This window comes from Verrucomicrobiota bacterium (genome assembly GCA_016200005.1).
In the GTDB taxonomy this organism is placed as follows: Bacteria; Verrucomicrobiota; Verrucomicrobiia; order Limisphaerales; family PALSA-1396; genus PALSA-1396.
On record JACQFP010000004.1, the window covers coordinates 25,903 to 40,588 of the forward strand.

Annotated in this window: 14 protein-coding genes and 1 rRNA gene; 9 read left to right on the plus strand and 6 right to left on the minus strand. The window is 57.4% G+C overall.

Going from position 1 to position 14,686, the window contains the following annotated elements:
- Positions 1–11: 11 nt before the first annotated feature.
- From HY298_01200 to HY298_01215, 4 genes are all read right to left on the minus strand, one after another.
- On the minus strand, positions 12–302 hold the full coding sequence (locus HY298_01200; GenBank protein MBI3848897.1) for a type II toxin-antitoxin system RelE/ParE family toxin: 291 nt from the start codon (positions 300–302) through the stop codon (positions 12–14).
- Entirely contained in the window at positions 299–514 is a 216-nt protein-coding gene (locus HY298_01205; protein MBI3848898.1) for an addiction module protein, read from the minus strand. Before HY298_01205 ends, HY298_01200 begins: the two co-directional genes overlap by 4 nt.
- A 346-nt stretch (positions 515–860) precedes the next feature.
- On the minus strand, positions 861–1,652 hold the full coding sequence (locus HY298_01210; protein ID MBI3848899.1) for a hypothetical protein: 792 nt from the start codon (positions 1,650–1,652) through the stop codon (positions 861–863).
- A 106-nt stretch (positions 1,653–1,758) separates the two neighbouring features.
- Positions 1,759–3,630 (minus strand): HYR domain-containing protein, encoded by a 1,872-nt coding sequence (locus tag HY298_01215; protein ID MBI3848900.1) that lies wholly within the window; start codon positions 3,628–3,630, stop codon positions 1,759–1,761.
- Positions 3,631–4,002: 372 nt separating this feature from the next.
- Here HY298_01215 and HY298_01220 point away from each other — a divergent pair, with 372 nt between their 5' ends.
- Together HY298_01220 and HY298_01225 are read left to right on the plus strand one after the other, a co-directional pair.
- Positions 4,003–4,323 carry a DUF433 domain-containing protein gene (locus tag HY298_01220; protein ID MBI3848901.1) on the plus strand — a complete coding sequence of 107 codons (321 nt, stop codon included), beginning with the start codon at positions 4,003–4,005 and terminating at the stop codon, positions 4,321–4,323.
- A gap of 135 nt (positions 4,324–4,458) precedes the next feature.
- Positions 4,459–4,626, plus strand: a complete 168-nt coding sequence (locus tag HY298_01225; protein ID MBI3848902.1) for a hypothetical protein — start codon at positions 4,459–4,461, stop codon at positions 4,624–4,626.
- A gap of 30 nt (positions 4,627–4,656) precedes the next feature.
- Here HY298_01225 and HY298_01230 read toward each other — a convergent pair whose 3' ends face one another.
- Entirely contained in the window at positions 4,657–7,779 is a 3,123-nt protein-coding gene (locus HY298_01230) for a tetratricopeptide repeat protein (protein MBI3848903.1), read from the minus strand.
- A 162-nt stretch (positions 7,780–7,941) separates the two neighbouring features.
- A complete protein-coding gene (locus tag HY298_01235) occupies positions 7,942–8,712 on the minus strand; it encodes a sigma-70 family RNA polymerase sigma factor (protein MBI3848904.1) in 771 nt (256 codons plus the stop codon).
- Positions 8,713–9,116: 404 nt separating this feature from the next.
- Here HY298_01235 and HY298_01240 point away from each other — a divergent pair, with 404 nt between their 5' ends.
- The 7 genes from HY298_01240 to HY298_01270 form a co-directional block, all read left to right on the plus strand.
- A complete protein-coding gene (locus tag HY298_01240) occupies positions 9,117–10,403 on the plus strand; it encodes a type II secretion system F family protein (GenBank protein MBI3848905.1) in 1,287 nt (428 codons plus the stop codon).
- A gap of 74 nt (positions 10,404–10,477) precedes the next feature.
- On the plus strand, positions 10,478–10,954 hold the full coding sequence (locus HY298_01245; GenBank protein ID MBI3848906.1) for a type II secretion system protein: 477 nt from the start codon (positions 10,478–10,480) through the stop codon (positions 10,952–10,954).
- Positions 10,951–11,406 (plus strand): hypothetical protein, encoded by a 456-nt coding sequence (locus HY298_01250; GenBank protein ID MBI3848907.1) that lies wholly within the window; start codon positions 10,951–10,953, stop codon positions 11,404–11,406. Before HY298_01245 ends, HY298_01250 begins: the two co-directional genes overlap by 4 nt.
- A 56-nt stretch (positions 11,407–11,462) precedes the next feature.
- On the plus strand, positions 11,463–12,170 hold the full coding sequence (locus HY298_01255; GenBank protein ID MBI3848908.1) for a hypothetical protein: 708 nt from the start codon (positions 11,463–11,465) through the stop codon (positions 12,168–12,170).
- Complete coding sequence (locus HY298_01260; GenBank protein MBI3848909.1) at positions 12,167–13,249, plus strand: general secretion pathway protein GspK; 1,083 nt, start codon at positions 12,167–12,169, stop codon at positions 13,247–13,249. Before HY298_01255 ends, HY298_01260 begins: the two co-directional genes overlap by 4 nt.
- Positions 13,250–13,282: 33 nt before the next feature.
- Positions 13,283–14,083, plus strand: a complete 801-nt coding sequence (gene bioD, locus HY298_01265) for a dethiobiotin synthase (GenBank protein ID MBI3848910.1) — start codon at positions 13,283–13,285, stop codon at positions 14,081–14,083.
- Between the two features lie 241 nt (positions 14,084–14,324).
- Positions 14,325–14,686, plus strand: a 16S ribosomal RNA gene (locus HY298_01270); the annotation flags it as partial.

Here is a 14,686-nt window from a genome sequence, read left to right on the forward strand (position 1 = left end):
GGATTGTACCATTAGCGTCGTTCGAGTCCACGATCAGGATGCTGCTTATCATGGCGTACGACGGTGATGCGGATGCCGCCGGGGATTTCCCGGAAGAGGAAATGATAAGGGAAGCGCCTTAAGTTGACCCGTCGCCGATTTCGCGTCTCGAAATGGAACCGTTGTGGATTGGCAGCAGCTTGGTTGATGAACGAGTTCAACTCCTCCCAGAACTCGTCGCCCAGGCGGTCGTTGATGCCGTCGTAGTGGCGCAGAATTCTTGAGACGTCTCGCTGAACAGCCGGGTGGTAAACCACCTTCATCGGCCGCGTTCCTGTTGGACACGACGAACGAACTCCTCATGCGAAATCGCGGCTACCTGCCCTGCTTCCAATTCCTGTTCCCGCCTCTCGACCTCTTCATCAGAGACGTCCGTTCCCGGGGGCGGCAACGTGTCGAGTAGCTTCGTGGCCAACTTGGCGCGTTCAAGCTCCGTCAGAGCCAGCGCCTCCTGTTCAATTTCTGCGAGTTTCATGCCGCCAAGATACAAACTCCCGTTACGGTTTGCAACCTTGGTTAAGTCAACGCGCCGGCGTCAGTGCGGCCGTCAACCATCAACTCTCAACTCTCAACCTTCCTCACTGTTGCGCCGTGCGGTAGAAGGCGGCGCCGGGCGGCGGGGAGGTTTCGTGATATTCGATGAGGCCGGAGGCGGGCGCCGTGTTCATGACGAGGGCGGACCACGGGCCGGTCAAGCTGGGGGCGCGCTGCAAGCGGTAGGTGAGATCTGGGACACCATCGAAGCGGAGAAAGCAACCGCCGCCTGCCGACGCGAGGTCGGCAGGCGCTGTTATTCGCGATGAGGTCTGGCGTCGCGAGCTTTATTTGTCGTCGCCGTGGTGGTCGTCATCACCGGCGTGGTGGTGATCGCGAAGCACCGTGAGGTGGTAAGTCACATCCAGGACGAACGAGCCGACCGCGCCGTGGAAGTGGATCGTGTGGTGGCCGACCGGGAGCGGCGCCAGCATCAGGTAGTAGCCGTCGCCGACCACGGGACTGACGGTGATCGGAGTGCCGGTCGTGTTACTGTAGCAATCCAGTCCGAAGGCCGTCAGAATGTTGTCCGTGGAAGGGAGCGTGTAGCTGAATCCGTTCGGCGACGGGGTTTGCACGCGGTAGGGCGACTTGAGCGCATTGGCCAGCCCCTTGACCGCGATGCCATCAATCGTGCAACTCATATCGGTGGCGCTGTCCATCGCCCCGTTGGCAAAACTCCAAAGTTCCGCAATCGAATAGCTCGTATTGGGACACCCGGTATTGTCCGCCCAAAAGTTTATGATCGGGAAGAACAGATACGTGCCTTTGGGAATGGTACAATTGCGGACGACCGGATCGCTGGAGGCGAAACTGCCGCCGAGAAACCACACCTTGCCGCTTTGCCCCACGCTGCAATCACCCGTGTCGAACAGCGGATGATTGGCCGTGTGGAGCGAGAAGCACCATTGCCACCAGGCTTCGGACCATTGGGCGTAGGTCTTGTCGAATGTTTCTTCTCCAGGTGGGCGGATGGCTGGATTCTTCCCACCGTCGCCCGCCAACGCGGAGGTTTGCCACAGGCTGGCGACTACGAGCGTCAGCAGTCCGAGGGTGATTTTTGCGCTTAGGTTTTTCATGTTGTTTCTTTCGGTTCAGGCGCGATGCGCTTGTTTTGGTTTTTTGTTTGTTGTTGTTTAGAACGGGGTTCACCCTTCGGCGATTTCCGACCGGATTCGTTTTATTTTACTTAATCTGAATCCACGCGCTGTGTTGGCTGCCATCCGACAACGTGGCGCGCAGCAGCCAGATGCCAGTGCTCATGCCCGTGCCCTTGGTGTCCAGGTTGAACTGCCACTGCCCGCTGGTCAGGCGAAACTGATCCCCGGTGGTGGCCGCGTCTGTCGGCGTCGCATCAATCGGGTCGCTGGCCGTCGTCTGGTTCGAATACTTGATCACCTGCAGACGGTGGATGCCGGAAACGACCGGTGCGCCGCCACAGGCCGAGGTGAATTTGACCGGGATGGTGCTGTTGAGCTTAAAGGTGCGGACGGGATTGGCAAAACTGCCGCCCGTGGCATCCGCTCCGCCGATGGGGCTCAGGAAGCCGGTGAAGTTCAGCGCCGCGCGCGTAACCGTGAAGCTGCAACGTGATTGATTGCCGCTGCTGTCGGTAGCCGTGCAGGTCACCGTCGTGGTGCAGACCGGGAAGCCGGCACCGGAAGCCGGGGAATAACTTAGGGTTGGGTTGGGGTCACAATTGTCATGCGCCGTGGCCGAGAAGCTCACCGGCGTCAGCAAATTAATGCTGCATCCCAAAGTTATGTTTGCCGGGCAGGTGATCACGGGCTGGGTCGTGTCCGGAGGACCCAAACGGAAAACAGTCCCGTTGCCGAAGCTGGCGCCACCGTAGATCGCCCCGTAGGTCGTCCCGTAGATCGCCCCGTCGGTCCCCAGCACTGGGATACTGGCTGGACGGGCCCCGTCAGGGCCACTGAAGTTGTGAAGCAGCATGAATCCGCTCCCGTCCGAGTTCATCTTGAACACTGTGCCGGCACCACTGCTGCCGCCAGCGTCCGTCGTGCCGTAAAGCGCGCCGTCGGGTCCCAGAATTTCGGAGACCGGAGTTTGTCCATCAATACCGTTGAAGCTGTGTAGCACTTGGTTGACATAGGCGCCCGTTCCGTCCTTGCTAAGTTTGAATACAGTGCCTCCGCCATAGCTGCCACCCCACCCGGTGACGCCGTAAAGCGCGCCGTCGGTCCCCAGCACCGCGCCTATGGGAACTACGCCATCACCTTCGGTCAAACCGAAATTCCAGAGCACTGTGTAGCCAGTCCCGTCAGGGTTCATCTTGAACACTGTGCCAAAACCGCTGGGAGTGCCTAAATCGTCGGGAATGCCGCCATTTTCGGTCGTCCCGTAGATCGCGCCGTCACTTCCCTGCGCCAAGCCAGTGATGGCACCCGGACCAGATCCGTCCGAGCCACTGAAGTTGTGGAGCACCGTGAAGCCGCTCCCGTCCGAGTTCACCTTGAACACTGTGCCATCACCGGTGTCGCCGCCACTGTAAGTCATCCCGTAGAACGCGCCGTCAGTCCCCTGAAGCACTCTTGAGGGATACGCCCCGTCAGGTCCGCTGAAAGTGTGGAGCGTTGTGTAAGAATAGCTGCCAGTCCCGTCCGGGGTCAGCTTGAACACCGAGCCGCCACTGGAGTGCGTTGTCCCGTAGAGCGCACCGTCGCTTCCCTGCACAATGGCGTTATTCGCATTACCACCGTCAGAGCTGCTGAAATCGTGGATCACTCTATAAGTGTAGCCGCCGGTTCCGTCCGGGGTCAGCTTGAACACCGTGCCGAGGCCGCTGCTGCCGCCTAATTCCGTAACCCCGTAGAACGCGCCATCAGACGCCTGCATCAGGCCAACAGGATTTTGACCGGATTGGTCTCCAAATTCGAAGGACTCCAGGGTTTGAAAGCCGCATGGGGTAACCGTAACCTGCGCCAGCCCACTGAAGCTGACAGCCATCGTGGAAATGAGCAGCAGGACACGGCCTGCTGCGACGAACTGTTTGAACGCCGACGGGAGGACCAGCCGCGTGTATAAGTGTGTTTTCATGGTTTTGTTTGGATTTGTTGGTTTGACTGCATACCCCTTTCAAAAGGATTGGCCGGGGAGAGTTACAGGAAATCGACGGAAAAATGGAGTGGTGGAGTGCTGGAGCGGTGGAAAAGACACGGCAGACGTCAGCTTTTGCTCCCGTCAAGGGTGCGCCAAGCATTTGCGTAAGTAGTTGAAACCTGGCAAATCCGAAATCCGAAATCCGAAATCCGAAATCCGAATGCCAGACGTCAAGCACAGAGACTTGCCCCGAAGGTTAGAGCGGCGCTGTGCGCCCGTTCCGGCATCCTTTCCTTCCTTGTCAACAGGCATCCCAGGGCACAAGATATTGGCGTGAGCGAAAGCAATATCTCAACTCTTAGGCCGGCCATCACGCCAGAGGCACCGCCGCTGCGCGTGGACGAGCAGCAAGTGATTCGCGTCGGCAGCACGCGCGTGACGCTGGACACGATCGTGGCGGCATTCCAACGCGGCGATACGCCGGAAGAGATTACTCGCAATTACGATGCGCTGTCCCTTGGCGAGGTTTATCAGGCCATCGGTTACTACCTGGCACACGAAACCGAGGTGGATGCGTATCTGGAGCGACGCGGGGTTTCACGCGCGGCGATTCAAAAGGAAGTAGAGGCACAGCATAACCCGAACGGCACTCGCGAGCGCCTGCTGGCGCGCCGGAAGCAACCTGTCTGATGCTCCGGTTCGTCGCGGACGAGAATTTCAACGGGTAGGGCGCGTCAGTCCTCTGCGCGCCGTTTTCATAATGGAACAGTTCGGCGCGCACGGAGTGACGCGCCCTACCTTTGGAAATTTTGGAGAAAACGTTGCGTGAGAAAGGTCAGTCACCATAGCAAGCGTGAAGTCGCCTTGGCGGCTTTGCGCAAGGAGAGCGACCGCGCGTTGTTGGACTTGATTCGACGCCGCCTGGCCTTGCCGGTGGCGAAGCGGATGAATATTTTGCGCGTGCGGTTGCCAGGTGGCGGGTCGCATTTGTGAGGGAATTCAGAGACCGGCGGGACGCCCGCCCTACTTTTCGGTTTTTTGCAACTCAGTCAGTTTCTGCTTCCATTCGGTGACTTTGTCTGACTGGCCCGTGGCTTCGTAGAGTTGGACCAAACGCTGAAGCGTTTCCTTGAGACGCGGCTTGCCGATGGCGGGAATCTTGTCTTCGCGCTGCTTCATCCCTGCGTAGCCGGAGACCAAAAAAAGCTCAGCCTCTGCGTATTTTTTCTGTCCCAGCAGGGTGCCCCCCAGCAAGCTCCGAGCATTAAAGGTCAACCAACTGTCTGGCTGCGTCTTCTCCCGGATAGCCAGGCACTCACGGGCCGGTCTTTCTGCCTCCACGAACTTCTCCCTTTGAAGCAAACCCGTGGTGAATGACGCAAGCTCGCTGGCATACGGGTCGGTGCGAGACTCCCGGTAAGGCACGTTGGCTTGGTAAAGCTTCACGCGCGCGAGGTAATCTGCTTTTTCCTTCTCACTCAGTAACAACGCAATCGCCTCCTGCTGGGCACTGACGGCCTTGGAAAAGTCGCCGAACTCTGCGTAAGCGGCAGCTAAGGTGTCGAGCAATCTTGGGTCCTTGCGGTCTGTCGCTGCCACCGCTTTTTCCGCGAAGGCCACCGCACGCTGTCCGTCGCGCAAACTTGGATCCTCACTCGTTGCCAGATCCCAAGCCAGGTCATTGATCGCAACAGCGTTCCCGGCCCCCGCGGCGCCAGCGCGAATCCCCAACGCTTCTCGAAGAGCCGCCTCGGCATCGGCTGGCTTGCCCTCCAACCGGAGTATGAGTCGCAGCAAATCGAGAGAGGCGGCCATCCGTTCGTCGGGGGGTGATCTCCTGCGGTTCGCCAAGTCGTCGCGAACCATTTGCTCTGCTTCCTGAGGCTTGCCATGATGAAGGAACATCTTGGCCAAGCTGGCGAACGAGCTAGCTACTAAAGGATGGTTATCCCCCAACACCTTTCGCCTCATCGCCAGCGCCTGAGTGTGCAACTCTTCCGCCTCAACCCATTTGCCTTCCACGTCGAGCACCCCGGTAAGTCTTATCAGTGCGGTGGCCAAAGCCGGACTTTCCTTCTCGCCGAGCTGCCTCCACATGGCTAGCGCCTCGCGCTGCACCGATTCGGCCTCAGCCAACTTGTCCAACTTCGAGAGCACGGTGCCCAGGGCGTTGAGCGCAGTTGCCACATCCCGATCTGGAGTCGCCCTGCCGCGCAACCGCCGCCACATCTCCAAACCTTCCCGGGCCGGTTTCTCGGCCTCCACGACCCTGCCTCCAAACTGGAGCGTGTCGCTGAGACTGATGAGTGACTCGGCTACGTCTGGATGGTCATTAGTGAAGACTGCCCTTCGGATCGCCAGCGCTCTGCCCTTGACGGTTTCAGCCTCGGCCAGCTCATGTTGCTCGTGTAGTACACGCCCGAGGCCATGGAGTGACGCGGCCACCGATGCATTCGTGCCCCCAAAAAGCGTTTCACTTAGCTTCAAGGCCTGTTCGTACATCGCTTTAGCCTTTGGATAATCGCCCGAGTCGAAGTAGGCGGTCCCAATGGTACTCAGCAGTTCCGCCTCGACCTCGGGCTGGCTGACGAGGTCCTTGCCCACCCGCTCCGCGGTTTTGTCCAGAATCTCCTGCAACATCTTCGTGTCGCGGCCCAATGCCACCGACGGGCCAACTCCCTTGAGCATGTCCTTGAGGAATTGGGATACCGTCTCGGCCCTTTGCTCGGAGGCGAGGGCGCGTTGACGGTCGGCCTTTTCTTTGAGGAACATCCAGGTGGAGACGCCCAGGCCAATAATCAATGCGGCAGCCACGGCGCTCGTGGCCGCGACGGCGATTTTGTTCCGGCGAACCAGTTTCTGGAAACGGTAGGCCGCGCTCGGGGGTCGGGCCACGACCGGCTCGTTGGCCAGATGGCGTTGGATGTCCATCGCCAGACCGTTGGCCGATTCGTAACGGCGCGCGCGGTCTTTCTCCAGCGCCTTCATCACGATCCAGTCCAGATCGCCGCGCAGGAGGTTGGGCAGTTTGGCAGATTCGATCTGGCGGCGTTGCGCCACGGTGGTCAGTTCCTGTTCCGTCAGGGTCGTCAAGCGCGTGGACGGACGCGGCGGTTCATTTTCGCGGATGACGCGGAGGATTTCGTCGAGGGCGGAACGGCGAAGTCCTTCCAAATCAAAGGGCGGGTGGCCGGTGAGCAGTTCGTAGAGCAGGACGCCCAGACTGTAAATGTCGCTCCGGGTGTCAATGTCCAGACCGCCCAGGCCGGCTTGTTCCGGGCTCATGTAAGCGGGCGTGCCGAGGAATTGCTCGAAGGCGGTGAAGAGGGTTTTGTCCGTGAGCCGCTGGTCGGTGGTGGCCTTGGCGATGCCGAAGTCAATGACCTTGGGCATCGGCGCGCCATCCTGTTCGGTGACGAGAATGTTCGAGGGCTTGAGGTCGCGGTGGATGATGCCCTTCTGATGCGCGTGCTGGATCGCCTGGCAAACGGGAATGAACAGGTCGAGGCGCTGGCGCGTGGAGAGTTTTTGCTGGTCGCAGTAGCTGGTGATCTTGACGCCGCGCACCAGTTCCATGACGAAGTACGGGCGACCAGCGGAAAGTTGAGAGTTGGGAGTTGAGAGTTGAGAGTGGACGGCCCCCTCACCCCGCCCCTCTCCCCCAGCGGGGGAGAGGGTGTCCGAAGGACGGGTGAGGGGGCGCTCAGTTGAACCTGCATCGAGGACTTTGGCGATGTTCGGATGATCCATAATCGCCAGTGCCTGCCGCTCGGCTTCAAAGCGAGCAATGACGTTCCGGGTGTCCATGCCCAGCTTGATGATCTTGAGGGCGACCCGGCGGCGAACCGGTTCCTCCTGCTCGGCCATGTACACGATGCCGCAACCGCCTTCGCCGATTTGTTGGAGGAGTTTGTAGTGGCCGATGCGGTCGCCGGGTTTTTCGGCGAGAAGTGGGGTGGTGACGGCGCTTGGAGTTCCGGCTTTAGCAGGTTCCTCTGACTGACCGCCTGAAGGCGGGACTCCGAACTGGGCGGTCTTTTCTTGCGCCGCCAGGCCGAGTTGAAGCAGGCATTGAAGGCAATGGCCGCCGGGCGCGTCGGATGGCAACTCCGCGCCGCAGCGGGAGCATGTTCGTGATTCAGGCATCGCAAAATTCATTTAACCGCGGATGGACGCAGATAGACGCAGAATGGATTGCAACAATGCAGCAAATTCGCGCCCGTCGGCTCTTATCTGCGTTCATCTGCGTTCATCTGCGGTTCCCGTATCTTCTTTCAAAAGCAAAGCCGCGGAGAAGTTACAGAGTTTCTAGTTCGCAATCGCCGCGAACAGTTGTCGGATTTCATGGTCTATTTCCTCAGGGCTGGAAACGGTATGAGCGATTTCGCTGCGCAGCACCTCGCCAAAGCGCCGTCGCAACCTGTGCAACGCCACCTTGACGGCGCCTTCGCTCATGCCCAGTTCCGCCGCCCACTCGGCAAACGCGCCGGGCGCCACTTCACCCGTGAGTGCCGGCTCGAGTTGCACAATGAGTTCAGCTTTCCCGCCGGTGTTGTATTCCTGCCGCAACCGGGAGAGCACTTGTTCTACGACGGCCAAGGCCCAGCGGCGCTCGAAGAGCTTCTCCGGCGTCAGCGACTCGACCGGCTCGCGGAGATAAAGTCCTTCCGCCGCCGCTTCGTCCAGGGAAATAATCTGACGCTGGCCGCCGCGTTTCAAAGTCTGGCGCTTGTCCCATTCGTTGGTGAGAAAATTCGTCAATGCGGCCAACAGGAAAGTGCGAAACTTCCCTTTGCGCCGATCCACTTTCTTGAGCGTTTCCTTTTCGAGCAGGAATTCAAAGAAAGCCTGGGTCAAATCCTCGGCTTCGTGTTGATCAGAGCCGCGCCGCCGGATGAAAGCGTAAATGGGATACCAGTAAGTACGGCAGAGCCGCTCAAGTGCTGCCGTGGCGCGGGCGAGATCGGTTTGTCCTACCGCCAACACCACGCTCCAGTGCGTGGCGGAAAAAGCGCCCGCCCGTCCTTCCGCGACGCTGGGATCTTGAGTCGCAAATAAACTGTCGCCTGACCTGTCCATGGAGTTGCAAGACTCTTAGCAAATTGGACAACGCAAGGCAAGCCGGCTGAAACCGCAGGTGTGACTGCAAGTGGCGGGCAGGTTTGTTTCGGTCTTAATCATAATCTTCATCTTACGCCAAAACCTTTCTGTAAGGCGCGACGCTTTGATCCGGACAGGGAGATTAAGATTACGATCAAGATTGAGAGTAAGAACTGAAGCTTGATCGTGACATCCAGTCGCACCTCACGCCAATGTCGTTCTCGACAACGCCGGATCAAAGTGGCAGGTTGAGAGCGAATTTGAACGCGAGCGCCCGGCGATTGTCGTCGAGTTGCAGCAGCCCGCTCGGTCACGCAGCCATCGAGAACGAAGCAAACGTGAAACTTTACACGGGCGCTGGTTTTCAATTAAGAGTTTGGATTATGCCACAATTTTCTTACAAGGCGCGACGGCGCACCGGCGAAGCGGTCGAGGGTGTGCTGGATGTTGCCGACCGTTCGGCGGCGCTGTTGCAAATTGAGCGGCTCGGGCTTTTTCCCGTCGCGGTCGAAGCGGCGAAGGGCGGCGTGGGGGCGACGATTGAACGGGCGGCGGTTCCCAAACGGGATTGGGCAGCCGCCTTGCCGCCGGCGTTGCGTGAAATTTTGCAGCGCAAGCGCAAACCCAAACTTCAGGAGCTCGCGACGTTCACGCAACAACTGGCCAACCTGCTCAAGTCCGGCATGCCGCTGACGGTGGCGCTGAACAGCATGATGCACCTGGAGTCGAAGGGAATCTCGGGCGACGTGACCAAACAACTCAAGCAGGAGGTGATGGAGGGGAGAAGTTTGTCGGATGCGATGGCGCAACAGCCGGGGATTTTTTCCGAAATGTATATCAACATGGTGCGGGCGGGCGAACAGAGCGGAGCGCTGGTGGATGTGTTGCGCCGGTTGGCGGACCACTTTCAGCAATTCGCCGAGGTGCAGGCAAAATTTACCGCGGCGATGATTTATCCGGCGCTGGTGTGCTGCGTGGGCGTGGTGATCATCGGCTTCTTCATGTTTTTCATGATGCCGCGATTCATGGAAATGTTCAGTGGTTTCAACCTGGCGTTGCCATTACCGACGCGGATGTTGATGGCGTTCACGCATTACTTCACGCGTTTCTGGTGGGTGTTGTTCGCAGTGGCGTTGGTGTGCGTGATGTTGTTCAAGCGCTTTCAAGCCACCGAGGAAGGCAAGCGAAAAATCGACAGTTGGAAGATGAGCGCGCCGGTGGTTGGCAAGGTGTTCAAGTTAAATTTGTTTGGGCAGTTTGCGCGGACGCTTTCGACCTTGCTTCAAAACGGGGTGCCGGTGTTGACGGCGCTGAAAATCACGGAACAGATCATTCCTAATTTGATCATCAAAGACGCAATCGCGCGAACACGGGAAGGCGTGACAGACGGAAAAACAATCGCCCAACCGCTGGCCCACAGCAAAATTTTTCCGCAGTTGATGATCGACCTGCTGAAAATCGGCGAGGAGACGGGAGATGTGCCCGGCGCGCTTGAAAACGTGGCGGACACTTACGAAAACGAGTTGAGCATCCAGTTGCGGGTGATGACGAACTTGATTGAGCCGGTGTTGATCATCGCCATGGCGCTGGTGGTCGGCTTTCTCCTCTTGAGCGTCTTGTTGCCGTTATTCAAGTTGATTTCAGGCATCAGCGGCGGCCCCGCGCGATGAAATCTTCAAATTCCAGGAACCAGTTTCAGCGAGGAAGCACGACGAGCGGCAGGCAGGGCCGGCAAGGTTTTACGTTGATTGAAATCATGCTGGTGGTGGCCATCCTTGCGATTGTGATGACGATGGGCATGCCGGCCATCTATCGTTCACTGAAGCTGGAACCACTGCGTCAGGGAGCGAGTGACGTGGTGGAGGCGTGCAGCAACGCGCGGGCGCGCGCGATTTTGCAAGGAGGCACGATGGAAGTGGTGATCCGGGCGGAGGACGGGCAGATCAATGTCCAGCCTGCGAGCGGCGTGGCGGTTGCTGTTACGAATTCATCTGCCGCAAGTTCTGCAGCTTTTAGCGCACGACTGGGAAAGGACATCGGGATCGCCATGCTGGACGTCAACCTAATGGATCAAATGCAGGCGTCGGAAGCACGCGTGCGTTTCTTCCCCAATGGCACTTGTGATGAATTCACGCTGGTGTTGCAGTCCGAAAAAGGTGAGATCCGCAAGATCACGTTGGAAGCCACGACGGGCTTGGCTGATGTGGAGGCGCTGCGATGAACAGGCTGAACGGTGAGATGACTTGCCGGCAAGCGGGCGAGCAGCCTGACGCGCCGTCACATCGAAGCGCGATTGCTTTCACGTTGTTGGAGGTGATGATCGCGATGGGGTTATTCTTCATGGCGGTGTTTTCCATCCTGGCGTTGGTGTCGAATGGATTGCGCAATGCACGTGCCTTGCAGCAAACGACTGTGGATGCGGGGATGCTCGCCGCCGAACTTTCGCTCACTAATAAATTGACGGAAGGAACGGACTCGGGCGACTTCGGCGACTTGTATCCGGATTACAAATGGACGCAAGAGATCACCGAGGTGGGAACGAACGGTTTGTTCGAGGTGAAGTTCGTCATCATCCATCACACCGGCGGACGTTACGTGGAGTCGCCGATGAATATTTTGTTGTTCCGGCCGGAGTCAACAGTTGGCGGCATTGGTGGAGGGTTGCGGCGATGAAAATTTGCAGCCGGAACACATGGCGGGCGTTCACACTTGTGGAAATCCTAGTCGCAATGGCGATTTTGTCGATGGTGATCATGGCCATTTATTCCACGTGGCTGGCGATTCTACGCTCTTCCAAAGCCGGTCTGGCGGCGGCGGCGGCGGTGCAGCGGGAGCGTATCGCTCTGCGGGCATTGGAGGACTCGCTCTTGTCGGTTCGGTTGTTTGTGGCGAACAGCCGGTATTACGCTTTCATTGCCGATACCAGTGGGGATTTTGCGACGCTGAGTTTTGTGGCGCGGTTGCCTGATTCATTTCCCCGCGCTGGACGATACGGCGGTTTGGTGGTGCGGCGGGTGACGTTTTCGGTCGAAGCGGGAAGGGATTCGGTGAATCAACTTGTTTTGCGACAGGAACCGGTGCTGATGGAACCGAATGTCGATGAGGAGGAAAATCCGCTGGTGCTGGCGCGAAATGTGAGTCTGTTCAAGCTGGAATTCTTTGATGCCTCGCCGCGCGTCAATGACTGGGTGGATGAGTGGACACAAACGAATCAACTGCCAAAACTGGTGCGAATATCCCTCGGTCTGGGGCAGGCTGGTCGATACTCGTCTAAACCGCTGGACGAGGTCACTCGCACCGTGGCCCTGCCCGCTGTGGCCGTGCAACCGGCTTGGCAGATGGCCGGGCCGGGTCCAGCCGCGGGACAACCTGGAATGACGAATCCACCTGTTGGCAATCCGGGGAGTCGTGCGCCTGGGCGGCTGCCTTCAAAATGAAGATCGTAAAAGGACCTCCGCAACAGGGAATCGCATTGATCATCGTCATGGTCACGATTTTTGTTCTGGCAATGCTGGCAGGTGGTTTTGCTTATTCCATGAAAGTGGAAACCAAGCTGGCGCGCAATGCGCAGAATGAAGCAGAACTGGAATGGCTTGGGCGCTCGGGAGTGGAGTTGGCCCGCTACATACTCGCCCAACAAATGGCGATTCCTTCTGAGCCTTACGACTCATTGAACCAAAAATGGGCGGGTGGCCCGGGCGGTTTCGGCGACACGAACAGTATCCTGGCCGATATTTCCCTGGAGAATAATGAGCTTGGGAACGGGAGGTTTTCGCTGAAGATCGTTGATCAGGAGCGCAAGTTCAACATCAATGCGGCGGATGAAATGTTGTTGCGACAGGCGCTCATTTTGATTGGCGTCGATGCGGCAGATTCATCAACCATCATTGACTCGATTCTCGACTGGCGGGATCCCGATGATGACACGCATCTGAGTGGCTGGGAGAGCAATGACTATTTAGCGCTCGCGCGACCTTATGCGGCAAAGAACGGACCGATTGATGATTTGTCGGAACTGTTGCTGATCCATGGCGTCACGCCGGAAATGTACTGGGGCGCAGGTTCGACGAATTACCCGCCGACTGTTTATCAGCCTCGCTTGCCGGGTGGACTCGCTCCAGGCGCGCCACCGTCTTATCCAATCGGATTCGCCGACCTTTTCAACACAGTTTCGGATGGTCGGCTCAATATCAATACGGCTTCAGCGACCGCGCTACAAATGATCCCGGGCATCGACGAAAATACCGCGCAGGGAATCATCACCACGCGCGCCGGGCCGGACGGTGTGGACGGCACGGAAGACGACATTCCATTTCGCAGCCCGGGAGAGTTGATCAACGTGCCGGGACTCAATCGGCAGATTGTCGGACAACTGGCCCGCTATTTCAACGTGCGCAGCTCGACCTTCGAAGTGCAGGTGGACGCAGAAATAGATCAATACAAGCGGCAATACATTGCGTTGTTGCGCCGGAATAACCCTCGTGATGTTCAAGTGTTGTACATGTATTGCAAGTAAGTTTCTGCCAAAAGCAAGCTCGCTGGTCCACGCATGAAATCAGAACCGCCTCGCAAACGATTTCACGGTTCGTCCAAAATAATTTTTGTCACCGGAACGGACACGGGTGCTGGCAAAACATTACTCGCCGGGTTGCTCCTGCACCACTGCCGTCACTCAGGTTGTCACGCGCTGGGAATGAAACCCTTTTGTTCCGGTGGACGGGATGATGTTGTGTTCTTGAGTTCAGTGCAGAACCACGAGTTGCCGATGGATGAGATAAATCCTTTTTACTTCGCTGAACCGATTGCTCCTTTGGTCGCGGCGAGAAAGCGTCGAAGAGCGGTCAGATTGAGCGACGTTCTGGATCGAATTCGAAGGCTGGAATCAAAATGTGATCGGCTCATAATCGAGGGGGCAGGTGGCGTATTGGTGCCGTTGGGAGAAGGTTACTCGGTCTTGGATGTGATCGCCTTTTTGCGCTGTCAGGTCGTGGTCGCCGCACGAAACAAGTTGGGGATGATTAATCACACGCTCTTGACCGTGAAGGCATTGCAAGCTGTTGGAATTAAGAGCATTACTGTTATCTTGATGGGCTGTAGGGGGCGGGATGTCGCGGTTCACAGCAACCAGAATACGCTGCAGGAATTGCTCTCACCGATCACCGTCCTAAGCATCCCGTTCTTAGGTGAAGATGCCGTGCGTCTTTGTGCCCTAAAAAATAATTACAAAAAGACAAAGAAAACTATTGCACTGTTACCGAACTTTGATACTTTTGATCGCGTTCTTTTGAACGACTCAAAAAAGCGACTGACAACTAAACCAAGTGTTGACAGCGCGCGCAGTCGAAAATAATTTGGCTGCGTCATTAACAAAGCTGGGATGCCGAGTTAAACAGTAAATTCGGCACTCGGTTTTTTTGTCTCTTTAAATTGAGACGGCTTTTGGGCGGAGACGCCCGCTGCTCATTGAAAATTGAATTGTGCGATAAGTTGGAGCCCCTTGAAGAACATTCAGTTAGTGAGTGTTTTTCGAGAGTTTTAATAGATTAATAGTTGTTGGGCTTAATCAGCCTGACAAGAATCAACTAACGTTTTTAACGGAGAGTTTGATTCTGGCTCAGAACGAACGCTGGCGGCGTGGATAAGACATGCAAGTCGAACGCTGATTTCAGGGTAGCAATATTCTGAAGTCGGAGTGGCGCAAGGGTGCGTAACACGTGGGTAATCTGCCGTGAAGTTGGGGATAACTCGCTGAAAGGCGAGCTAATACCGAATGTGATCCTCGGGGGACATCCTCTGATGATCAAAGTTGGGGACCGCAAGGCCTGACGCTTCACGATGAGCCCGCGGCCTATCAGCTAGTTGGTGAGGTAACGGCTCACCAAGGCTAAGACGGGTAGCTGGTCTGAGAGGACGACCAGCCTCACTGGAACTGAGACACGGTCCAGACACCTAC